At 70.3% G+C, this 22,937-nt stretch carries 18 protein-coding genes and 1 riboswitch; of the genes, 13 read left to right on the top strand and 5 right to left on the bottom strand.

From position 1 onward, the window contains the following. The first annotated feature begins 3 nt into the window (after positions 1-3). The gene (locus AC6JA9_RS00485) at positions 4-555 is read left to right on the top strand and encodes a 2-oxoglutarate and iron-dependent oxygenase domain-containing protein (RefSeq protein ID WP_497958923.1); all 552 of its coding nucleotides are present in this window, start codon (positions 4-6) and stop codon (positions 553-555) included. A 32-nt stretch (positions 556-587) separates the two neighbouring features. Here AC6JA9_RS00485 and AC6JA9_RS00490 read toward each other — a convergent pair whose 3' ends face one another. The 4 genes from AC6JA9_RS00490 to AC6JA9_RS00505 form a co-directional block, all read right to left on the bottom strand. Further along, positions 588-962 carry a metal-sulfur cluster assembly factor gene (locus tag AC6JA9_RS00490; RefSeq protein WP_267698694.1) on the bottom strand — a complete coding sequence of 125 codons (375 nt, stop codon included), beginning with the start codon at positions 960-962 and terminating at the stop codon, positions 588-590. Next, a complete protein-coding gene (locus AC6JA9_RS00495) occupies positions 959-2,032 on the bottom strand; it encodes an amidohydrolase family protein (protein WP_141324563.1) in 1,074 nt (357 codons plus the stop codon). Before AC6JA9_RS00495 ends, AC6JA9_RS00490 begins: the two co-directional genes overlap by 4 nt. Before the next feature lie 47 nt (positions 2,033-2,079). Continuing rightward, positions 2,080-4,419 (bottom strand): PAS domain S-box protein, encoded by a 2,340-nt coding sequence (locus tag AC6JA9_RS00500; RefSeq protein WP_223749417.1) that lies wholly within the window; start codon positions 4,417-4,419, stop codon positions 2,080-2,082. 250 nt (positions 4,420-4,669) lie between these two features. Further along, positions 4,670-5,413 (bottom strand): SAM-dependent methyltransferase, encoded by a 744-nt coding sequence (locus tag AC6JA9_RS00505; protein ID WP_223749416.1) that lies wholly within the window; start codon positions 5,411-5,413, stop codon positions 4,670-4,672. Positions 5,414-5,817: 404 nt separating this feature from the next. Here AC6JA9_RS00505 and AC6JA9_RS00510 point away from each other — a divergent pair, with 404 nt between their 5' ends. From AC6JA9_RS00510 to AC6JA9_RS00525, 4 genes are all read left to right on the top strand, one after another. Then, positions 5,818-7,317: a M20/M25/M40 family metallo-hydrolase gene (locus AC6JA9_RS00510; protein ID WP_223749415.1), complete on the top strand. Its 1,500-nt coding sequence runs from the start codon at positions 5,818-5,820 to the stop codon at positions 7,315-7,317. Positions 7,318-7,461: 144 nt separating this feature from the next. Then, positions 7,462-8,580, top strand: coding sequence for a hypothetical protein (locus tag AC6JA9_RS00515; protein WP_497958924.1), 1,119 nt, complete (start codon positions 7,462-7,464; stop codon positions 8,578-8,580). Further along, positions 8,577-9,353: a hypothetical protein gene (locus AC6JA9_RS00520; RefSeq protein ID WP_497958925.1), complete on the top strand. Its 777-nt coding sequence runs from the start codon at positions 8,577-8,579 to the stop codon at positions 9,351-9,353. The genes AC6JA9_RS00515 and AC6JA9_RS00520 overlap by 4 nt, the downstream gene beginning before the upstream one ends. Positions 9,354-9,491: 138 nt before the next feature. Next, positions 9,492-10,718: an adenylate/guanylate cyclase domain-containing protein gene (locus tag AC6JA9_RS00525; protein WP_223749412.1), complete on the top strand. Its 1,227-nt coding sequence runs from the start codon at positions 9,492-9,494 to the stop codon at positions 10,716-10,718. A gap of 121 nt (positions 10,719-10,839) precedes the next feature. On the opposite strand, the gene AC6JA9_RS00530 is transcribed toward AC6JA9_RS00525, so the two are convergent. After that, positions 10,840-12,642, bottom strand: coding sequence for an MDR family MFS transporter (locus AC6JA9_RS00530; RefSeq protein WP_408888508.1), 1,803 nt, complete (start codon positions 12,640-12,642; stop codon positions 10,840-10,842). A 181-nt stretch (positions 12,643-12,823) separates the two neighbouring features. Further along, positions 12,824-13,037, top strand: a riboswitch (cobalamin riboswitch). A gap of 265 nt (positions 13,038-13,302) precedes the next feature. Here AC6JA9_RS00530 and AC6JA9_RS00535 point away from each other — a divergent pair. The 8 genes from AC6JA9_RS00535 (at position 13,303) to AC6JA9_RS00570 (ending at position 22,927) form a co-directional block, all read left to right on the top strand. After that, a complete protein-coding gene (locus AC6JA9_RS00535; protein ID WP_223749410.1) occupies positions 13,303-14,667 on the top strand; it encodes an aminotransferase family protein in 1,365 nt (454 codons plus the stop codon). Next, positions 14,664-16,223, top strand: coding sequence for an aldehyde dehydrogenase family protein (locus AC6JA9_RS00540; RefSeq protein WP_497958926.1), 1,560 nt, complete (start codon positions 14,664-14,666; stop codon positions 16,221-16,223). The genes AC6JA9_RS00535 and AC6JA9_RS00540 overlap by 4 nt, the downstream gene beginning before the upstream one ends. A gap of 21 nt (positions 16,224-16,244) precedes the next feature. Beyond that, a complete protein-coding gene (locus AC6JA9_RS00545; protein WP_497958927.1) occupies positions 16,245-17,624 on the top strand; it encodes an acetyl ornithine aminotransferase family protein in 1,380 nt (459 codons plus the stop codon). A gap of 11 nt (positions 17,625-17,635) precedes the next feature. Then, entirely contained in the window at positions 17,636-18,544 is a 909-nt protein-coding gene (locus tag AC6JA9_RS00550; protein ID WP_223749407.1) for a CoA transferase subunit A, read from the top strand. Next, on the top strand, positions 18,534-19,304 hold the full coding sequence (locus AC6JA9_RS00555; RefSeq protein ID WP_223749406.1) for a CoA-transferase subunit beta: 771 nt from the start codon (positions 18,534-18,536) through the stop codon (positions 19,302-19,304). Before AC6JA9_RS00550 ends, AC6JA9_RS00555 begins: the two co-directional genes overlap by 11 nt. Positions 19,305-19,328: 24 nt before the next feature. After that, the gene (locus AC6JA9_RS00560; RefSeq protein ID WP_223749405.1) at positions 19,329-20,525 is read left to right on the top strand and encodes a thiolase family protein; all 1,197 of its coding nucleotides are present in this window, start codon (positions 19,329-19,331) and stop codon (positions 20,523-20,525) included. Further along, positions 20,525-20,857 carry a hypothetical protein gene (locus tag AC6JA9_RS00565; RefSeq protein ID WP_223784266.1) on the top strand — a complete coding sequence of 111 codons (333 nt, stop codon included), beginning with the start codon at positions 20,525-20,527 and terminating at the stop codon, positions 20,855-20,857. The genes AC6JA9_RS00560 and AC6JA9_RS00565 overlap by 1 nt, the downstream gene beginning before the upstream one ends. A gap of 123 nt (positions 20,858-20,980) precedes the next feature. Then, positions 20,981-22,927: a lysyl oxidase family protein gene (locus AC6JA9_RS00570; RefSeq protein ID WP_497958928.1), complete on the top strand. Its 1,947-nt coding sequence runs from the start codon at positions 20,981-20,983 to the stop codon at positions 22,925-22,927. The last annotated feature ends 10 nt before the right edge of the window (positions 22,928-22,937 follow it).

Raw genomic sequence — 22,937 nt, forward strand, 5'->3', positions numbered from 1 at the left:
CCAATGGCTGGAGTCCCCTCGTCTGGAAGTCTGCCTGTCATCGAGATGTCCCCGCTGTTCGACGCGTCCCGCTCCGAGGCTCGGCGGCAGGTGGCGCGAGACATCGAGCAGGCGTGTCGTGACACGGGCTTCTTCTACGTCTCGGGGCACGGTGTGCCCGACGCGCTCCTCGCGCGCATGGAGGAGCTGAGTCACCGCTTCTTCGCGCTGCCGCGTGAGGCGAAGGAGGCGATGGACATGGCGCGGGGTGGCGCCGCGTGGCGAGGGTGGTTTCCGTTGGGTGGAGAGCTCACGTCGGGCAAGCCTGACCGCAAGGAGGGGCTCTACCTGGGCACGGAGCTGGGGCCCGAGCATCCGCGCGTGAAGGCGGGCTGGCCGTTGCACGGCGCGAACCTGTGGCCCGTGGATTTGCCGGAGCTGCGCGGCGTGGTGCTCCGCTGGTACCGCAGCAGCCCGTGGTCCTCGGAGGCACAGCCCATCACGAGCCACAACACCACCACCATCCATCGCGCCATACCCATCCCAAAGCAAAGGGCCCGTCACCCACCCGGATGACGAGCCCGCTCCAACCCAGACGAACAGCCGCTTCAGCGCGACGTCGGCGCCTCACCTCGGGGAATCATCCGTCCCCCGAGCATCGTGATTCGCTTCGCCGCCAGTCGCTCCCGGGCGTCCGGGTGGATGTCCTGCGGCGTCCACTTCAGGTCGTGGTCGAACTCCACGTGCACGGACTCGACACCCTCCTGGCCCGTGAGCCGCTGCTCGATCTCCCGCATGAAGTACGCGGCCATCATGCACATGGGCGAGGTGATGTGCAGACGCACCGTCACCTTCCCTTCCTGATGAACCACGCTCTCGATGAGCCCCATCTCCCCGATGCCCAGCGGCACGCCCGTGGCCAGGCTGCACGGGTCCGGAATCCCCTGGATGCGCTCGCGCAGCGCGCTCTCCACGGGCGTCACGGCCGCCCTCCCTGGTAGCTGTACGGCTGGATGTTCCCCTTCGCCTTCTTGCGCGCGAACTCGTCGTTCGCGATGCGCTTCTTCACCGCCTCCACGTCCACGCCCGCGTAGCGCGCGTAGTTGTCGCAGAGAATCATCCGCTTCACCTCGGGCGTCACCTGCATGCCGCACACCTGGGTGAGCTCCTCGGGCAGCTGGAAGTCGTTCCAGAACTTCTCCAGCGCCGGCTGCGGGTGGCTGAACACCGTGCCGGAGCCCCACATGATTTTCGCGGGGCCCGCCCACTTGAGCAGCTGCGCCAGCGACTCGGCGAACCAGCGCTCGCGCTTCACCAAGAGCGCCCCCGTGACCTCCAGGTTCACGTACACGTTGGGGAACAGCGACAGTTGCATGCCCGTCTCGTCCAGGAACGCCATGCCGCCGTGGACGATTTCGAAGTTCAGGTCCGGGAACGCATCCGCCGCGCCGCCGATGTCGTCGACCTTGTACGCCTCGATGGGCACCGCCCCCATCGGCAGGCCCTTGTGCACCGCGATGTTCTTGATGCCCAGCTTCTGCGCCCGCTCGAACAGCGGGAACGCGATGCGCGGGTCATCCATCCGCCAGCCCGTGTGCTTGAACGAGTCCCCCAGCCACGCCGCCGGATAGAGCTTCAGGCCCGTGGGCTTGAGCTCCTCCACCTGCTTCTCCAGGTCCTCCAGCGCCGCCGTGCCCCGCAGCGGGTCCACGCCCGCGTACACCAGGAAGCGGTCCGGGAAGCGCCGCTTGATGTCGAGCGTCTTCTCGTACGAGCACAGCCCGTCCGTGTAGAGCGTCTGCAGCGGCAGCACGTGGTGCACCGCGAGGTCGACGTCGCTCTCCACGAAGAGGATGTGGGCCAGCTCGTCCACGGACCAGTCCTTCATGAACTGCTCCGGCTTCACGACACGGTGCGTGTCGCCGGACAGCCCCGAGTGCAGGCCGAAGATGAGCTGGGCCAGGGATTCGGCGTACTTCCCGGCACGCCAGTTGGACGGGTGCAGGTTGTACGCGTGCGTAACCGCATCGATGACGAATCCGCCGCCAATCACCAGGGAACTCCCTTCAGGGGCGCGCCGGGACATCCGGCGCGGTGGTTTCACTCCAGGCCGGAGACATCACCGTCAACCCCGACGGCCAATACCTCTCCGACCAGCTGCTGAATCATCTGCGCGTCGAACGGCTTCTCGATGCGCGGGTTGGGGATGCGCTCCAGGAACTGCCGCGCCCGGGCCGTGTACGAGCCGCCGGTGATGAAGATGAAGCGCAGGCTCAACCCCGGCTCCCGCTCGCGCACCCGCTCGTAGACGTCCATGCCGGTGATGCCCGGCATCATCAGGTCACAGAAGATGGCGTCGAAGGGAGCGCCCGAGTCCAGCTTCGCCAACGCCTCCTCGCCGCTGCTCACCACCGTCACCTGGTGGCGCTTGCCGATGATGCGCGCCAGCGAGCGACCCACCGCGGGCTCGTCGTCGATGACCAGCATCCGGCCGGCGCGCTCGGACGAGGGCGGCAGCAGCACGGGCACCTCGCGAGGCGCCGCGTCCGCGGGCGCGGGGGGCAGCAGCACCGTGAAGGTCGTCCCTTGGCCCGGCTCGCTGCGCACCGTGATGTCGCCGCCCAGGCCGCGCATGATGCCGTGGCAGATGGACAACCCCAGGCCCGTGCCCGAGCCCACCGCCTTGGTCGTGAAGAACGGGTCGAAGATGCGCGCGAGCACGCTGGGCGGCATGCCGCTGCCCGAGTCGCTCACGTCCACCGCCACGCCCCCGTGGGGCCCCGGGCGCACCCAGAGCGTCACGTGCTGGTTCGTCGGGTCCCCCTCGGGGATGGCCTGCGCCGCGTTGACGACCAGGTTCAGGAACACCTGCCCCAGCCGCGACGCGTCCGCGTGCACCAGCGGCACGTCCTCGTACTTCTTGATGACCTGGGCGCGCGGGCGCAGCTCGCTGGAGGCCAGCTTGAGCGAGAACTCCAGCGACTCGCGCACGTCGAGCAGCTCGCGCCGCTCCTCGTCCTGGCGGGAGATGTACTTCAGGTCCCGGACGATGTTGCGCACGCGGGTGGCGCCTTCGTGCGCCTCCTTGAGCAGCTCCACCGTGTCCTTCAGGGTCATGGACCAGCTCGGCGCCAGCGCGCCGTCGGGCAGCATCCTCCCCAGCTCGCCGCCCAGCCGGTGCATCGCGTCCAGGGCCGACTCCAGGTTGGCCATGACGTAGGTGAGCGGGTTGTTGATTTCGTGGCCCACGCCCGCGGCCAGCGTGCCCGCGAGCACCATCCGGTCCGATTGGAGCAGCTGGGCCTGCATGCGCTTGCGCTCGGTGATGTCGCGCGCCATCACCACGACGGCGCCCACGCCGTCGAAGTCCACGGGCAGCCCCGCGCTCTCCGCGTCGAACCAGGTGCCGTCTCGGCGCAGGTAGCGGATCTCGCGCAGCGGGGCCAGCTCGCCCCGGGCCACCACCGCGTGCACGCGCTGGCGCACCATGTCCAGGTCGTCCGGGTGGACGATGGTCCAGATGGACCGGCCGATGAGCTCGCTGGCGTGCTCGTACCGCAGCGCGCGCAGCAGCGTGGGGTTCACGTACACGAAGCGCTGGTCGCGGTGGACGAAGATGACCTCGGGCGCCGTCTCGATGAGCTTGCGGAAGCTCTCCTCGGAGCGGTGCAGGGCCTCCTCGGTGCGCTTGCGCTCGGTGACGTCCTCGAAGGCGAACAGCCGGTAGCGGGACTCGTCGCCGCTGGCGCCCATGGGCGTGGATAGCCGGCGCAGGGTGCGGCCGTTGGTCAGCTGCGCCTCGTCCGCGTGCAGCGGAGGCGGGGTGTCTGCCTCCGTCGGGGAGACCAGGCGCAGCACGCTCGCGGCCTCACCCGCGCGCAGGCAGTGGCCGAGCACATCCTCGTGGGTCACCTGCCCCTTGCGGATGGCGCTCTCCAGCGACTCGATGCCCCACAGCTGGCAGAAGCGGCGGTTGGCGTAGAGCACCGCGCCCGTGCGCACCTCCACCACGTAGAGGCCCAGGGGCAGGCTGTCGCTCATCGCCCACGGCGGCAGCGGACCGCCGGGCTCGGAGGTGGTGGGGCCGGGCTCGAGCGCGGGAGGCGACTCCAGCCTGCGCACCGTGCAGTACAGCGGGCCGCCCACCGCGGAGCAGGCCACGCTCCACACCAGCCACGCCCACGTGCCGTCCCGACAGCGCCACCGGCAGGAGAAGCGGGTGGTGCCCATCCTCCGCGCCAGCGACTCCAACCGGGAGTCCACCTGGGCGAGGTCCTCGGGATGGATGAAGCCCCGATAGCCCTCCAGCCGCAGCTCCGTGGGAGACCAACCCACCGTCACGTTCCAGGCCGGGTTGGCTTCCAGAATCCGTCCCTGCGAGCCCAGCACCGCGAACAGCTCGGTCGAGAGCTCGAAGAATCGGTGAGCCCACTGCTCCATCAACATTGCGTTCCTTCGACGTCCTGAGGCTCGACACACCACGGCCCTGGGGGGAGGTCATGGCGTCGCTGGGGTGCGTGACGGGGACTAACGTGCCTTCAGCGACATAGACACCATTTCTGGAAAAAATGCATGTCCGTATTTCTTTGACCCAGGGGAGTGAGTGGGTGCCCGGGTGCAGGGCAACCACAGGGCCGAGCCCTGACGGTGGGGCTCAATTCCTGTCGCATTCCTGGAACCGCGCGAGCGCTCAAGTGGGGCGGCGCAACAGATAGAAGACGTAGCCGTAGGCGTGGCCATGGTGACGGTAGAGGTCCGTCTCGCGGTGGGCGCCGGCGATGACCTGGCGGAGGGGCTCGTCGGCGGTGGGGGCGAGGCGCCGGGCGCGCTCGAGCAGCGGGGTGTAGTAGTCGTCCCACCACGCGGAGGGCGGGAGGGTGAAGGTGTCCAGCACCTCCATGCCCGCGGCGAGCGCGGCGGCGCGGTTCTCCTCGACGGTGCCCATGGTGGGGTAGCCCTCAGTCCAGAACTCCACGGCCTCGGCGGGGCGGGTGTCGGTGAGCCAGGTGCACTCGGTGATGGCGGCGAGGCCGCCGGGTGCGAGCAGGGGCCGCCAGCGCGTGAGGCCGGGGCCGAAGCCCAGATGGTAGATGGCGCCCTCGGACCAGAGCAGGTCCACGGATTGGTGGGGGAGGTCGAGCGCACCCATGTCCTGACAGCGTGTCTGGATGAAGGCTTGCAGTCCTCGCGCGCGGGCGTCCTGCTCCAACTGCTGGAGGAAGGGTGGGTGGAGATCCACCGCGAGGATGTGGGTCCGCAAGGCTTCTGCGAGCGCCAGCGTCTGTCTTCCGTTGCCGCAGCCCAGGTCCACGACGCGGGGGGCGGGTGGCAGGGAGGGGAGGCGTCCCAATGCCTCACGTGTGCAGGCATCACTGCCAGGGCCCAACCGTGGCAGGTCGCTGTAGAGGGTGAAGAAGGCTTCGTCTGTCGTCATGGGCTCGTTCTTCGCTGAAGACCACAGTTGCCCACCCGTGGATGGCGCTGTGGCTGTAAAATTGAACCACTTCCTGGGAAAAGATTGTCCGCTTGTACGCTGAGTGAGGTGCCGGGCTTGACGGCGTTGCGAATGATCTTCAACATGCCCGCCACGTTTCCTCCCAAAGAGTGAGACGCAGCGGCGGCTATCGCCTCCCCCAAAAGCGATACCGCCGTATGAAGTCCCAGTTGAGCCCCGCGCGCCGCGTTCCCCCTCTCGGCGCGCGGTGGCCCCTGGGATTCTCCGAAATCCTCTCCAGCTTCACCAGGCAAGCGTCCGTGACTCGCACGGTGCGTCGAGCGCATCTGGCTTGCGAGCCCTGAGGGCCGGGCGGAGAGTGGGCGCCTCTTCCGGAGGTCCTCTTGCCCGTCTCCACGCTCATCCTGTCGTCATCCCTGGCGCTGCAGCTCGTGTCGGGCGCCGCCCCCGCCGCTCCCGCGAAGCCCCAGGCCCCCGCGAAGTCCGCCGCGCCCGCGAAGAAGGCGTATGCGCCGCCGCTGGCCGTGGCGGAGAAGCTGGTGGGCCCCGCGCTGACGGAAGGACACTCCTACGCGCGGCTCGCGGAGCTGACGGATGGGATTGGCCCGCGCCTGTCGGGCTCCGAGGGCGCCGCCGCCGCGGTGCAGTGGGCCCTCAAGAGCTTCAAGGCCGACGGCGTGAAGGCATGGACCGAGCCGGTGAAGGTGCCTCGCTGGGTGCGCGGCGAGGAGCGCGCGGAGATTCTCCCTTCCGCCACCACGCGCGGCCATCCGCTGTTCATCCTCGCGCTGGGTGGCAGCCCGCCCACGGCCCCCGAGGGCCTCACCGCCGAGGTGGTGGAGGTGACGTCGCTGGAGGCGCTCGCGACATTGGGTGACTCGGTGAAGGGAAAGATCGTCTTCTTCAACCACACCATGTCGTCGCCCGCGGACTACGGCCGCTTCGCGGGGCTGCGCGGTCGAGGCCCGGCGCTCGCGGCGAAGGCGGGCGCGGTGGGCTCGCTGGTGCGCTCGCTGGCCACGGCGTCGCTGCGCACGCCGCACACGGGCTCCACCCGCTTCGATGACGAGGGGCCTCGCATCCCCGCCGCGTCGGTGACGACGGAGGAGGCGGACCAATTGCACCGCCTGCTCGCGAAGGGCCCGGTTCGCGTGAAGATGGTGCTCGGGTGCTCGGAGCTCCCGGACGCGGACTCGCACAACGTGGTCGCGGAGATTCGGGGCCGCGAGAAGCCGCAGGAAATCGTCCTCATCAGCGCGCACCTGGACTCGTGGGACGTGGGGACGGGCGCGCATGACGACGGAGCGGGCGTGGTGATGGTGATGGAGGCCGCGCGGCTCATCGCGAAGCTGCCCCAGGCGCCCCGGCGCACGGTGCGGGTGGTGCTGTACATGAACGAGGAGAACGGCCTGCGCGGTGGCCGCGCGTACGCGGAGGCGCACGCGGCGGAGCTGTCCAAGCACGTGGCCGCCATGGAGATGGACTCGGGTGGCGGGCGGCCGGTGGCGGTGAGCCTGCGCTCTGGGCCGGGTGGCAAGGAGCTGCTGGAGCCGTGGCTGTCGCCGCTGGTGGCGCTCGGCGCGGCGCAGTTCTCCCCGCGCGAGGCCGGGGGCGCGGACATCAGCCCGCTGCTCCCCGCGCGCGTGCCGTTCTTCGGCGTGGAGGTGGACGCGAGCCGCTACTTCGATGTGCACCACACGCACGCGGACACGTTGGACAAGGTGGACCCTCAGGACCTGGCGCGGAGCACGGCCGCCACCGCGTGGGTGACGTATGCGATGGCCGAGTCCCCGGACACGCTCGCGCGGCCGGAGGCTCCGGCTGCGCCCCCGGGTGGCGGGGCTCCCGTGGCCGCCCCTGCGAAGGCCTCGTCGGGGCACTGAGCAGAGGAGGGGCTCGGGACTCCGAGCCCCTCCGTGGCGCCTGAGGGGCTCCAGGGCCGGTGACTCAATTTTGTCGATAATCACGAGATAGCTATCAGCGGACTGGCTGATTGCTAGGAATCGTAGCAGTATCGACAAAATTGAATGAAGCCCGATAGACCCCACTTCAGGGAAGAGTTCTGGAAGGACCCGCCGACGCTTCCGGCGGGCGTGGAGCTGGTGCGTCAGGAGGGGTTGATCATCCCGCGGACCGGTCCGGGAGGGGAGTCGGCGTATGACCTCGCGGAGGTCCGACTTCCGGAGGCCAGGGTCCCGGTGCTGTTGAGCTACCGCGCGCCCCTGTTCCCCGCGCAGGTGGTGGCCCAGAAGGACAAGCTGCTGTCGCTCCGCGAGCAGCTTCGTCACCGGGAGACGGACTTCGACAAGCTGCCGACCTTCCGTGTGCCGATGCTCGTCACCGACTCCGCGTCGCCTCGCGTGGTCGAGGCCTGCGCGAACGAAGAGCTCGCGCTGGTGGATCAACGCGGCACGTTCTTCCTGCGCACGGGGAGCACCTTCATCCGGATTCAGGGGCGCGGCTCCTCGAACCGCGTCCCTCGCGAGCCGGTGTTCCACGGCAAGGGCAGTCGCATCGTGCGCGCGCTGCTCGAGTCCCCCGGCCGTCGCTGGACGGTGCGCGCCCTCTCGGACCAGACCCAGACGAGCTACGCGTATGCGCATGGGGTCATCAAGCGACTCACCCGGGAGGGACTGGTGGACGTCGGTGGCGGCGTGCGCCTGCGCGAGCCCGTGGGTCTGCTCAAGACGTGGATGAAGCACGGACGTCCCACGGCCATCTCGAAGGAGGGGTTCAACGCGCCCTCCACGACGTCCCAGGCGCTCGAGGCGGGGTATCGGAGGCTGAGCTCCCAGGGGATTCGCTCCATCTTCTCCCTGGCGAGTGCCCTTGAACCCGAGGAGCGGTTCGTCTCGGGGCTGCCCCACGGGCTCTATCTCTCCGGTTCGCAGGAGGCGGCCATCCGCGCCTTCGAGCTGCGCCGGATGACGCCGCACAACTTCTGGATTCTCCGCGCGGAGCCCTCCGCGGAGACGGAGGTGGGAGGCATCTATTCCAGTCCGCGCGCCCTCCCGCATGGCCCGGGCGTGGCGCTCCCCCAACTGGCCGTGGACTTCCAGCACAGCGGCGGGCGTGGTGAGGAACAGGCGGACGAGCTGCTGCGTCGCTTCGCGAGGTCGTTGCCGCTCGTCGAGGACTTCGAGTGACCGACGAGGAGCGGTTCGACGAAATCCTGGGCGAGCTCCGGGAGCTGTTGCTCGACCTGGGAGCGCTGTCGACGCCCGTGATGCTCATCGGTGGACAGGTGCTCGCGTTGGAGTCGAAGCGCCGCGGAGGCTCGGGGGTCATCGCCGTCGAGACGGACACGGGCGTGGCCGTGGAGCGGGGGTTCTCGTTCGAGCCCGACCTGCTGTTCGACATGGACGGCTCGGAGTTCATGGCGGGCCGGCTCCCCGAGGTCTTCTCGGAACGAGGCTTCTCCCGACGCTCGAAGGGTTATCGTTGGTCGAAGGACCTGCCCAGTGGTCAGCGCATGGACCTGGACCTCTTCGCGCCAGGGGATGTGGAGGTCGACGCGCTCCCCACGCAGATGACGCCGCTGCTGGACTCTCGCGTCGCCCTGCGTCGGAGCCAGCAGGTGTCGCTCACCGTGGGCGGAAAGTCCCTGGCGATTCTGTTGCCCGACGCGGTGGGCTTCCTCACGATGAAGGAGCGCGCCAAGCGCGAGCATCGTCCCGAGAAGTCCAAGGACAGCTTCGACATGTTCGTCTACGTCAAGCTGGTGGGCGCGCAGTCCACGCGCGAGGCGCTCGACTCGGCGGGTGACGAGGGTGAGCGGCTGCGAGCGCGGCTGAAGACGCTCTTCTGGAGCAGGGACGCGGCGGGCGTTCGGGATGTCCTCACGTACGCGTCGCAGCATTCCTCCGACGAGCAGGCGTTGTTGGCGCAGGCCGTCGTCGACCTGTTCGACGAGCTGTGAGGTCCACGCACACTCGGGGGAGGGGCAGGGACAGGCACCCGCCCGCTCGCTCTCCGAGGTCTCCGTTGACGCTCCGGGTTCGTCATGGTTGCTTCGCGCCCGGCCCGGCTCGGCCCGCCGGGGGGTGGTGAGTGCCTCGTGAAAGTGAATGCCGGAGACTCGCGAAGCCTTCGCGACCATGCCTTCTCCTCCGTGGTGGGCTGGCTCGCCGTGGAAGCAAGGCGTCTGCCCAATCCCGTGCCGCTGCTGTCGGGCCTGTGTGAACGGCTGACCGCGTGCGGTGTGCCCGTGTCGCGCGCCTCCATCGTCCTCTTCACGCTGCACCCGCTCCTGCACGCCCGGAGCTTCCGCTGGCGCGTCGGACATGGCGCCACCGCCGAGGTCCACCCCCACGGCCTCCAGCACCTGCCCGCGTTCTCGAAGAGCCCCTTCAAGGCCCTGCGCGAGGGGCTGCCCGTCATCCACCGCCGCCTGGAGCAGCCGCTCCCGGACGGCGACTTCCCCATGTTCACCGAGCTGCGCGCCGAGGGGCTCACCGAGTACCTCGCGCTGCCGGTGTGCTTCAGCGATGACTCGCGCCACGGCGTCTCCTGGGCCACCTCCGAGCCCGGGGGCTTCACGGACGCGCACCGCGCCCTGCTCCACGAGCTGCAGCCCATCCTGGAGCTGGTGCTGGAGGTCTTCGCGCGCAAGGACATGACGGGCGTGCTGCTCGACACGTACCTGGGCCGCGACGCGGGGCGCCGCGTCCTCCAGGGACAGATTCGGCGCGGCGACGGCGAGACGACCTCCGCCGTCATCTGCCTGAGCGACTTGCGCAGCTTCACCGCGCTGTCGGATGCGCTGCCCCGCGACGCATTGCTCGAGCTGCTCAACGCCTACTTCGAGACGATGGTCGGCGCCTTCCACTCGCACGGCGCGGAGGTGCTCAAGTTCATGGGCGACGCCGTGCTGGCCATCTTCCGCATCGACGACCACGCCCTCGTGGAGGACCGCTGCGCCGCCGCCGCGCGCACCGTGCACGAGGCGGTGCGTGCCAGCGAGCAGGACAACGCCTCGCGCCGCCGCAGGGGCCTGCCCACCTACGAGTTCGGCGCGTCGCTCCACGTCGGCGACGTGATGTACGGGAACATCGGCGCGTCGGACCGGCTCGACTTCACCGTCATCGGCCCGGCGGTGAACCTGGCCAGCCGCATCGCGGGCCTGTGCGCGGGGCTCAACGAGCCCGTGCTCCTCTCCGAGTCCTTCGTCTCCCACTACCGTGGCGACGTGAAGGACCTGGGGCACCACCCCGTCAAGGGCGTGCCCCACCCCGTGCGCATCTACACGCTCGACTCGGAGTCCTCCGCGCTCACCGCCGCGTGAGCCCGGCGCTGTCCCGTCCGTGGTGGTGATGCCCGGCATACCGCCCCGGTGCCCTCGCGCACTGGCGTGTGTACCGGCGCAAGGCCCGGTCCGCCTCCGTGCGCGTTGCGCGCCGCCGAGCTCATTCCGTGGGTGCCGGTGCCCGCGCGCGCCCGCGTTGCAGGGGTTGTTCGGGCAGCCGCAGTGTCACCAGGAACGCGAGCAGCGCGACGAAGATGGCGCAGCGGTACACCGCCTCCACCGCCCGCGTGAAGGACTCCTTCAGCGCCAGCGCCGTCCGGTCGACCGCCTCCAGCGCCCGCTGTTCCTTCGCGTCCACAGCGGAGAGCGCTGACGCCGCGGCAGGCTGCTCGCGCGCATCGGAGGGCGCCGTTTCCTTCGCACGTTGCTCCCGTACCTCCGGGCGCTGAAGGGCCTGCCGCTCGGCCTCCAGCTCCGCGCGCACGCGCTCCTTCACCTTCTCCGCCTGGAAGGCCGACTGCGCGGGGCCCGCCTCGCTCCCGTCGACACCGGGCACCGCGGACGCCAGCTCGGCGCGCAGCTTCGGCGGCAGTCCCTCCGTGGCGCTCGCCACGCGGGTGCCCAGCTGATGCGACAGCGTCGTCGCGAACACCGCGCCGAGCAGCGCCACGCCCAGCGTCATCCCGAGCTGACGGAAGAACGTGGCCATCGCCGTGGCCACGCCGATGCGCTGGGGTGACACCGCGTTCTGGATGGCCAGCGTGTAGAGCGGAATCGACGGTCCCAGGCCCACGCCCACCAGGACCATCTTCACCGTGACCTCCGTCTGCGTCGACGTGGGCGTCAGCGTGAACCCCATCACCGTGAAGCCCACCATCAACACCACCAGCGAGCCCAGCATCAATCCCTTGTACCGGCCGATGCGCGACACCAGCTGACCGCTGAGGATGTTGCCCGCCACCACGCCCAACGTCAGCGGCGTCAACGTCAGCCCCGCGTGCGTGGCCGACAGCCCCACCACGTTCACCATGAACAGCGGCAGGAACACCACGCCCGACAGGAACACCGCGCCGATGACGAACACCGCCGCGTTCCCCAGCGCGAACGTCCGGTCCTGGAACAGCTTCAGGTCCAGCAGCGGCTCCTGCGCGCGCCTCTCCTCGCGCAGGAACAACACCGTCCCCACCGCCGCGAGCGCGAACAACCCCAGCACCTGCCACGAGCTCCACGCCCAGCCGCCACCGTGCGCCACCTGCTCCGCGCCACGCCCCAGGCTGAGCGCGAGCAGGAGCGGCACCACCGCCAGCGCCAGCAGCACCGCGCCCGTCACATCCAGCCTCCCGCGCGAGGCCCCCGGCGGCTTGAGCGCCGGCATGCGCGAGAGCACGAGCGCGAGCGCCACCGCGCCCACCGGCAGGTTGATGAAGAACACCCAGTGCCACCCCAGCCGGTCCGTGATGAAGCCTCCCGCCAGCGGCCCCACCACGCTCGACAGGCCGAACATCGCGCCGAACAGGCCCTGGTACTTGCCTCGCTCGCGCGGCGGATAGAGGTCCGCCACCACCGACAGCGACGCGGTGAAGAGCGCCGCGCTGCCCACCCCCTGCACCGCGCGGTACAGGATGAGCGTCAGCGTCGAGCGCGACACGCCGCACAGGAAGCTGCCCAGCAGGAACACGACGATTCCCGCCGCCAGCACAATGCGCCGGCCCAGCAGGTCCGACAGCTTCCCCCACACGGGCACCATCATCGTCGACGCGACCAGGTACGACGTCGTCAGCCACGGATAGAGCGCGGGGGAGATGCCCAGGTCCGCCTGGATGGAGGGACCCGCCGTGGCGACAATCGTCTGGTCCAGCGCCGCGAGCAGCAACCCGAGCAGCGCGCCCGACATCGTGAACACCCTCTGTGCACGGGTGAACGTGAAGGGCGCGGCGGCGGTGTTCGCGGCGGACGGAGCCATGGTCTGGAGGCGTCCTCCGACGCGGAGCGCCACCGATGAAGGTGACGCCTGCGCGCGGGATGCGCCAGCGCTCATGCACGGCAGGTTGCTCGTCGAACATCCCCGCGCACCGGCAGACGTCACGTCCCCGCGCGTCGAGCGCGCACCGGCGCTTCGCTTGACAGTCCGAAGAGGCGAACAGTACATACCGCCCCATGTTGGTGCTCGGACCTCGGTCCGAGCTTAAAAGGGAACCCGGTTCGAATCCGGGGCTGCCCCGCAGCGGTAAGTGAGAACGAGCCTCGTCATCCGCACTGGTTCCCCTGGGGAGCTGGGAAGCGACGAGTCGTAGGAAGCCGGCCCCCAAGGCCGAAGCGCTCACGAGCCCGAAGACCTGCCCGCATCCGACCGTGGGAGAAATCCACGGACGGTTTCGACCTGGAGCCGCGTGGGACGGCCGGAAGGTTCGAGCGGCGCTCGTGCCTCGACGGGCCCTCACGCACGCTCGACTTCTCCGACCTCCATCCCCCGTGTCTCCAGTCGCCCGTGGGGGCGAAGGTCGGTCCGTGGGCTCCAGTCGGGGCCTGGTGTGCGCTCACGCGCGCATCGTGACTGCCCTTCTTCCACGCGGGAGCCCTGTCGGGCGACCTCCGGTCGTCCGCGCTGCGTGGAGGACGGACGATGCGGGACGAAGCCAGGCACACGGTGCGCTACCCCCAGGGGAACGTGCTGCTGCGCAATCTCGCGCGCGACTTCCCCGTGGTGACGCACGGCCAGGGCGTCCACCTCTTCGACGCGAGCGGCAAGCGCTACCTCGACGCCTCCGCCGGTGCGCTCGTGGCCAGCGTGGGTCACGGCAACCGCGAGGTGGCGGACCGCATCCATGAGCAGCTGCTGCGCGTCGCCTACGTCAACGGCACCCACTTCACCACCGACGTCACCGAGGCGCTCGCCACGCGCCTGTGCGCCCTCGCGCCCCAGGGGCTCACGCGCGCCGCGTTCCTCGGCTCGGGCTCCGAGGCGGTGGAGGCCGCGGTGAAGTTCGTCCGCCAGCTCTGGGTCGAGCGCGGCCAGCCCCAGCGCGGCAAGGTCATCGCGCGCGTGCCCGGCTACCACGGCAACACGCTGTACGCGCTCTCGCTGTCGGGGCGGCCCCACTACAAGACCTTCTTTGGCCCCCTGCTGGCGGAGGTCGTCACCACGCCCGCGCCGTACCCGTACCGCTCCGGGCTGGAGGACTACGCGCGCGACGGCGCCGAGCACTACGCGCGGCTGCTCGAGGAGACGATTCGCCGCGAGGGCCCGGACACCATCGCCGCCTTCATCGCGGAGCCCGTCATCGGCTCGTCCGCGGGCGCGTCGCCTCCACCGCCCGGGTACTTCGAGCGCGTGAGCGCCGTGTGCCGCGAGCACGGCATCCTCACCATCGCCGACGAGGTCATGTGCGGCTGCGGGCGCACCGGCCGCTTCTTCGCCAGCGACCTGTTCCACTTCACCCCGGACGTGCTGGTGCTCGGCAAGGGCATCAGCGGGGGCTACGCGCCCTTGAGCGCGCTGCTCATCCGCGAGGAGCACCTGGAGGAGCTGCGCCGGGGCTCGGGCGGCTTCATGCACGCGCAGACGTACCTCCAGGCGCCCGCGATGACGGCGGCGGGGCTGGCGGTGCTCGACTACTACGAGCGGCACGACCTGGTGGCCCACGCCGGGCGCGTGGGCGCGCACCTCCAGCGCCGCCTGCGTGAGGCGCTGGGCGCGCTGCCGCATGTCGGCTCCGTGCAGGGCGTGGGGCTGATGGCCGGCATCGAGCTGGTCGAGGACACCGCGAGCAAGCGCCCCTTCCCACGCGCGCGCAAGGTCATCGAGCGACTGCTGTCGGCGCTGTTCGAGCGGGGGCTGGTCCTCTGGTCCAACACGGGCCACGCGGACGGGACGAACGGGGACCTGCTCATGGTCGGCCCCCCGTTGGTCATCACCGAGGCGGAGGTCGACGAACTGGTCGACACGCTCGCCCGCGGCATCCACCACTTCTTCCAGGAGGCGTCATGAGTTTCCGCATCACCTACTCGGTGCTGGAGGCGGACCTGTCCGCGCTGCACGCGCAGTTCGACGAGGCGCTCGCCGCGGTGCGCTCGAAGCTGGGCGGAGAGCTGCCGTCGTGGCTCGGCGGCGAGGCGTTCCGGAGTGGAGACCTGCTTCAGAGCCGCAACCCCGCGCGGCCGGACGAGCTGCTCGTGTCCGTCCACCGCACGCCCGTGGCTGAGGTGGACCGCGTGGTGCGCGTGGCGCGCGAGGCCCAGCGCGGCTGGGGCGCGACGCCGTGGCAGGAGCGCGTGCGCATCCTCCGCCGCGCCGCGGACCTCATCTCCGAGCGGCGCATGGAGCTGTCCGCGCGCATGACGCTGGAGGTGGGCAAGAGTCGGCTCGAGTCGCTCGGTGACGTGGAGGAGTCGGCGGACCTGCTGCGCTACTACGCGGGTCAGCTCGAGCAGGCGGAGGGCTACTCGCGGCCCATGGCGCGGCTGTCCCCCAACGAGGACACGCGCAGCGTGCTGCGGCCCTACGGCGTCTTCGTCATCATCTCGCCGTTCAACTTCCCGCTCGCGCTCGCGGCGGGGATGAGCGGCGGCGCGCTGCTCGGCGGCAACAGCGTCATCCTCAAGCCCAGCGAGGAGACGCCCTGGTGCGCGGAGGGCCTGTACCAGGCGCTCGTCGACGCGGGCCTGCCTCCGGGCGTCTTCCAGGTCGCGCACGGCGAGGGCGAGACGGTGGGCGCGGCGCTGGTGCGCCACCCCGGCATCGACGGCGTGTCCTTCACCGGCAGCAAGGCGGTGGGCATGGAGCTGCACCGGCGGATGTCCACGGGCCGCGTGCGGCCGTGCCTCCTGGAGCTGGGCGGGAAGAACCCCGCCATCGTCTGTCGCGACGCGGACCTGGAGGCCGCCATCGAGGGTTGCTTCCGCTCCGCCTTCGGCATGTCCGGTCAGAAGTGCAGCGCCCTGTCGCGCATCTACGTGCACGAGTCGCTGTACAACGCGTTCACCGACGGCCTCGCCGCGAAGGCGCGTGACGCGCGGGTGGGTGACCCGTCGCTCGCGTCCGTCTTCACCGGCCCCGTCATCAACGCGGCGGCGGTGAAGCGCTTCGAGCGGGCGGTGGACGAGGCCCGCCAGGACGGCGCGGTGATTGCGGGAGGTGGACGTCCCCGTCTGGAGGCCGCGCTCGAGGAGGGCCACTTCGTGGAGCCCACGGTGGTGGCGCTCTCGCACGGACATCGCCTCATGCGCGACGAGCTGTTCCTGCCCTTCGTCGGCGTGACGCGCTTCTCGACGTTGGACGAGGCGCTCCTGCGGGCCAATGACTGCGACTACGGCCTCACCGCCGGCATCTTCAGCCGCGATGCCGAGGACGTGGAGCGCTTCATGGCCCAGGCCGAGGCGGGCGTCCTCTACGCCAACCGCCGCACGGGCGCGACGACGGGCGCGTGGCCCGGCGTGCAGTCCTTCTGCGGTTGGAAGGGCAGCGGCGGGTCCGGCAAGGGCGGCTGCGGCCCCTACTACGTCGCTCAATTCATGCGCGAGCAGGCGCAGACACGGATGGGCTGACGCCCTCGACAGGAGACCCCCATGACCATGCTCCATCCCGAAGTGAAGACCGCCCTGCCGGGGCCGAAGGCGCGCGCCATCATCGAGCTGGACCAGCGCTTCAGCTCGCCCTCGTACATCAAGGAGTACCCGCTCGTCGTCGAGCGCGGCGAGGGCCCCTGGGTCCACGACGTCGACGGCAACCGCTTCCTCGACTTCATGGCGGGCATCGCCGTGGCCTCCACGGGCCACGCGCATCCTCACGTGGTGAAGGCCGTCCAGGAGGCCGCGGGCCGCTTCCTGCACATCTGCGGCACGGACTTCTACTACGACGCCTTCTCGAAGCTCTGCGCCAGGCTCGCCGGCTACCTGCCCGAGATGGGACCCAAGAAGGTCTTCCTCACCAACTCCGGCACGGAGGCGGTCGAGGGCGCCATCAAGCTCGCGCGGCACCACACGCGCCGCCAGTACATCGTCGCCTTCAAGGGCGGCTTCCATGGGCGGACCTACGGCGCCATCTCGCTCAACTCGTCGAAGGTGGCCCAGCGCGCCTTCTTCGGGCCGCTCCTGCCCGGCGTCATCCACGTCCCGTACGCGAATCCGTACCGCTGTCCCAACGGCTGCGCGCCCCAGACGTGCGGCGACGCGTGCAACCCGGCCCTGGCGCTGGAGCGCGAGTGGTTCGTCAACCACGTGGACCCGCGCGAGGTGGCCGCCATCTTCGTGGAGCCCATCCTGGGCGAGGGCGGCTACGTGGTGCCCCCGACGAGCTTCCTGAAGGAGCTGCGGCGCATCTGCGACACGCACGGCATCCTGCTCGTGTTCGACGAGGTGCAGTCGGGCATCGGCCGCACCGGGCACATGTTCGCGGCGGAGCACTTCGGCGTGATGCCGGACATCCTGCTGTCCGCCAAGGGCATCGCCTCCGGCATGCCGCTGGGCGCCATCATCGCCAAGGAGTCGGTGATGACGTGGCCGCGCGGCTCGCACGGCAGCACCTATGGCGGCAACCCCGTGTGCTGCGCGGCGGCGCTCGCCACGCTGGACGTGGTGGAGGGGCTGCTCGACTCCGTGCGCGCCACCGGTGCGCTGCTCCAACGTGGGCTGCGGGAGCTGCAGTCACGCCACCCCGTCATCGGCGACGTGCGCGGCGTGGGCCTCATGGTGGGCGCGGAGTTCGTGGACCCCGCGACGCGCGAGCCCGCGAGCGCCTACGTGGGCGAGCTGGAGCAGCTCGCGTTCCGCAAGGGCCTGCTGCTCTTGTCGTGTGGCAAGTCCACCATCCGCTTCGCGCCGCCGCTCGTCGTCGGTGAGCACGAGGTGGCCGTCATGCTGCGCATCCTCGACGCGTGCCTGGGCGAGCTGTCGCTCGACCTGTCCAGGGCCGCGCCCGCCCGGGCCACGGCGGGGGTGAAGCTGTGAAGCCAGGGGCCGTGGACAAGCGCTGCTCCATGCGCGAGGCCATCTCGGCCAGCGTCAAGGACGGCAGCTCCATCGTCATCGACGGCTTCACGCACCTCATCTGCTTCGCCGCGGGCCACGAAATCATCCGCCAGGGCGTGAAGGACCTCACCGCCATCCGGCTCACCCCGGACCTGGTCTACGACCAGCTCATCGAGGCGGGCGCGGTGAAGAAGCTGGTCTTCAGCTGGGCGGGCAACCCCGGCGTGGGCAGCCTGCACGCGCTCCGCCGCCGCGGCGAGGCGTCCTCCTCCGAGCGGCTGGAGCTGGAGGAGTACTCGCACTTCGGGCTGCTCTCGCGCTTCCTCGCCGCGAGCGCGGGGCTGCCGTTCTGGCCGCTGAGCAACTACCAGGGCGCGGACATCGCGCGGGTGAACCCGGCCATCAAGACGGTGCGCTGTCCGTACACGGAGCGGGAGCTGGCCACCGTGCCCGCGCTCCACCCGGACGTGGCCATCATCCACTGCCAGCGCGCGGACATGGAGGGCAACGCGCAGGTGTGGGGCCTGCTCGGCTCGCAGAAGGAGGTGGCCTTCGCCGCGCGCAAGGTCATCGTCGTGGCCGAACAGATTGTCCCCACCGAGGTCATCCGCAAGGACCCCAACCGCACGCTGGTGCCCGGCATCATCGTGAGCCACGTGGTGCACGAGCCCTGGGGCTGTCACCCCAGCTTCGTGCAGGGCTTCCATGACCGGGACAACGACTTCTACGTGAAGTGGGAGGACATCTCCCGCAAGCCGGAGACGTACCGCGCCTGGCTGGAGGAGTTCGTTTACGGCGTGAAGGACCGTCAGGGCTACCTGGCGAAGCTGGAGACGGGGTTGCTCGACAAGCTGCGCGCGAAGGCTCGCGTCTGCGAGGGGGTGGACTATGGGTACTGAGAACAACGTCTCCACCGCGTCCGAGCGGATGGCGTGGCGCGCGGCCCAGGAACTCCACGACGGTGACGTGGTCTTCGTGGGCATCGGCCTGCCCAACCTCGCGTGCAACCTGGCGCGGGCCACGCATGCGCCGGGCCTGTTCATGATCTACGAGTCTGGCGCCGTGGGCGCGATTCCCGAGCGGCTGCCCGTGTCCATCGGCGACCCGTCGCTCGTCACGGACTCGCTGGCCGTGGTGGGGCAGGCGGACATCTTCCAGTGCCTGCTCCAGCGCGGGCTCATCGAGGTGGGCTTCCTGGGCGGCGCGCAGGTGGACCGGTGGGGGAACATCAACACCACCGTCATCGGCGACTACGCGAACCCCAAGGTGCGCCTGCCCGGCAGCGGCGGCGCGTGTGAAATCGCGGTGCACGCGCGGCGGCTGCTCATCGTCATGCGCATGGGCCCGCGGACCTTCGTGGAGAAGTGCGACTTCATCACGAGCCCGGGCCACCGGATGAACGGCAGGACGCGCGCGGAGCTGGGCCTGCCCGGCGGTGGCCCCACGCGCATCATCACGGACCTGGGCGTGCTCGACTTCGACGCCACCGGCGAGGCCGTGCTGTCCGAGGTCTATCCCGGCGTGACACCCGAGCAGGTGCGCGCCGCCTGTGGCTGGCCGCTGCGCGTCGCCGACTCCGTGCGCACCACGGGCGAGCCCGACCTGTCCGTGCTGTCGCTCCTGCGCGAGCGACTGGACCCGCAGCGCCTCTATCTCTGAACGCATCCCCAGGAGCCCCTTCTTATGGCAGAGGCCTTCATCGTCGACGCGGTCCGTACCCCCATCGGTCGATTCCGAGGCGCGCTCAAGGGCGTGCGGCCGGATGACCTCGCCGCGCATGTGCTGCGCGCGGTGCTCGAGCGCAACGCATTGGATGGCGCGCGCGTCGACGAGGTGTTCCTCGGCTGCGCGAACCAGGCGGGTGAGGACAACCGCAACGTGGCGCGCATGTCGCTGCTGCTCGCGGGCCTGCCGCACTCGGTGCCCGGCGTCACCGTCAACCGCCTGTGCGCCAGCGGACTGGAGGCCATCATCCAGGGCTGCCGCATGATTCGGCTGGGTGAGGCGGACATCGTGCTCGCCGGCGGCGTGGAGTCGATGACGCGCGCGCCGTGGTCCATGCCCAAGCCTGAGGACGGCTTCCCCTCCGGCAGGTGGGAGGCGTGGGACACCGCCCTGGGCTGGCGCTATCCGAACCCGAGGCTCGCCGCCCTGTTCCCGCTGGAGCAGATGGGCGAGACGGCGGAGAACGTGGCCGAGCAGTGGGGCATCGCCCGCGAGGCGCAGGACGGCTTCGCGCTCGCCTCGCACCGCAAGGCCGTGGCCGCGCAGGCGGAGGGCCGCTTCGCTCGCGAGCTCATCGCCGTGGACGTACCCCAGGCGAAGGGGGCTCCCGTGCGTGTCCAGGTGGACGAGGGGCCTCGCGCGGACACGTCGTTGGAGCGGCTGTCCGGCTTGAAGGCCGCGTTCCGCGCGGGAGGCAGCGTGACGGCGGGCAACTCCTCCACGCTGAACGATGGCGCGTCGGCGGTGCTGCTCATGAGCGAGGCGGCGCTGAAGTCCTCGGGCGCCACGCCGCTGGCGCGCTTCGTGAGCAGCGCGAGCGTGGGCGTGGACCCGCGCACCATGGGCATGGGGCCGGTGGGCGCGTCGCGCGCGGCGCTGGAGCGCGCGGGGTGGAGCGTGGACTCCGTGGACCTGGTGGAGCTCAACGAGGCCTTCGCCGCGCAGGCCCTGGCGTGCATGCGCGAGCTGAGGCTCCCGTCGGAGAAGGTCAACGTCAACGGCGGCGCCATCGCGCTGGGGCATCCGCTGGGCTCCAGCGGGGCGCGCATCGTCACCACGCTGGTGCACGAGCTGGGGCGTCAGGGCGCGCGAAGGGGCCTCGCCTCGCTGTGTGTCGGCGTGGGGCAGGGGCTGGCGCTGACGGTGGAGCGCTGATGCGAATCGAAGACCTGCGTCACGAAGCCCGGGAGGAGCGCTTGTCCGCCACGCTGCACATCTACCCCGCGACGGAGGCGATGCCCTGGCACTACCACTTCGATTGCCCACACGGGCACGAGGAGTCCGGCACGCTCGAGTCGCTCGACGCGCTGGCGGACGTGCTGCGCCGCTGGGGCCGCCACCTGGTGGACCTGCCGTGGACGGTGCTGCCCACCTTCGGTGGCGCGGCGCCAGCCCGCACCGAAGGGGTGTGGAGCTGGGATGACTCGCGCGTGCTCGTGGGCTCGGATGTCCACGCGCTGACGCTGTGCCCTCGCGAGCAGACGTAGGGCGCCAGATGCCCTTCATCCGGCAAGCATCGCAAACGGGGCCGCGACGGCGGACATAGCCTCTTGCGCCTCACGACTCCCGGCGGGGGGCGCCTTGCGCCGGAGCGTTCGAGAGGAGCGACCATGTTGCGTCTGTCCTTCGTCGTATCGGCCTCCATGCTGTTGGCTGTCCTGGGGGGGTGTGACGACCCGGACCCCAGGCCCGAGCCCGAGCCGGGCCCCGAGCTGTCCGAGACGCCGCTGTGGCAGGTGAAGGGCACCATGACCGAGGCGGGGGAGTGCTTCGGCGGCTCGGTGGCGCTCGCGGACTTCGATGGCGATGGCCAGAAGGACCTGGTGGTCGGCTCATTGCCCTGTCAGGTGCTGCTCGCCCCCACGCGCCATCCCGGGGGCGTGTACCTCTTCAAGGGGCAGCCTCCCTACTTCTCCACCGAGGCCGCGTCCGCGCGGATGAGCTGGACGAACACGCATCCCCAGACCTCCGGGACGCAGCTGCGCGTGAGGACGGGCGAGGTGAACGGGGATGGGTTCGCGGACCTGCTCGTCCAGGGGCGCTATGGCAGCCAGGTCTTCCTGGGGCAGGCGGACCTGAAGGCGATGCTGGCCGCGCCCGCCTTCCGCGCGCCGGGCAATGGCCTCTTCCTCAGCAGCCTCTTCGCGGACCTGGATGGGGACGGACGCGACGACCTCATCGTGAGCCGCGCCAACGAACAGAGCTTCTACCGGGCGACCCCGGGCTCGGAGCAGGGCCCCTTCACCCTGGTGCACTCCCGCCCGGGCTACTACGCCATCGAGGTGGTGGAGGACTTGAACGGGGACGGCGCCGACGACGTGCTCATGACCACGGAGACGGGAGGCCGCGCGTACTTCCTGGGGTGCAAGCCGGGCAGCACCTTCGCGTGTCAGGGCCTGCTGTCCGCCGAGCCCGTGCGCCAGGAGCCCTTCGAGGGCCTGGGCTATCGGCTCCCGGACATGAACGGGGACGGGCACCGGGAGGCCGTCGCCTCCGCGGACAACGGGCCGTACTCCGTGCACCTGTCCGAGCCCGATGGGACGTACGCGTCGACCGCCATCTGGTCCACGCAGGGGGACCCGGCCTTCCCGCTGCTGGGCAGCTTCCAGGCCGTGGGCGACCTGGACGGCGACGGTCACCGCCAGGACTTCGTGATGGGCTCCCTGGGGCGGCTCTACTTCTTCTCGCCCAAGGAGGACCTCTCGCAGTCGCTCCACCCCGTCTGGGCATGGCCTCGCGCGGACACCATCCCCAACGGCTATGAGAACTATCGGCGCTACAGCGTCGCGGTGCCCGGGGACCTCGACGGCGATGGCCGTGATGACCTGGTGGTCGCCTCCGTGCCGACCGGGGACCTGCTGGAGCATCCCCTCGGGGACGTGTCCGTCTTCTCCGGAGGGCGCGTGCCGAAGTCGCCGGCGGAGCCTCCGCACCTGATGGCCGCCAGGTCCTGCGGCCTGAACCTGGACCCGGTGAACGGCAAGCCCGACCTCACGGTGGACCAGGACGTGCTCGAGCGCACCGCGCACGTGACGTGGAAGACCTTCGCCGCCGACTCCTGCGAGGTGCGGGAGCAGTGCGTGATTGCGCCGGGCCGCCGCAAGCTGCTTCGCTTCAGCACCTCCATCATGAACCTGGGCAACAAGGCCGCCATCTTCCCGCCCATCGAGGAGAACCCGGACCTGTATGTCTTCGACGAGTGCCATGGCCATCACCACCTGGCGAACTTCGCCGCGTACGAGCTGCGCGACGCCCAGGGCCACCAGGTGATGTCCGGCCGCAAGCAGGGCTACGCGCTGGTGGACGTGCAGAGCTACTGCTCGGACGCCGAGCCCTGGAACTACTACGAGCCGATGGGCATCTCCGCGGGCTGGTCGGACATCTACACGCTCGACGTGCCGTGCCAGTGGGTGGACGTCACGGACGTGCCGGACGGCACCTACACCTTCCAGGTCAGCGTGGACACGCGCGACATCGTCGAGGAGGCGACGGTGCACCCCAACACCGTGTCCTTCCCGGTGAGCCTGCAGGGAGACACGGTGACGGTGCTGCCGTAATGCTGCGGGG

The organism is Myxococcus sp. MH1 (assembly GCF_059738865.1).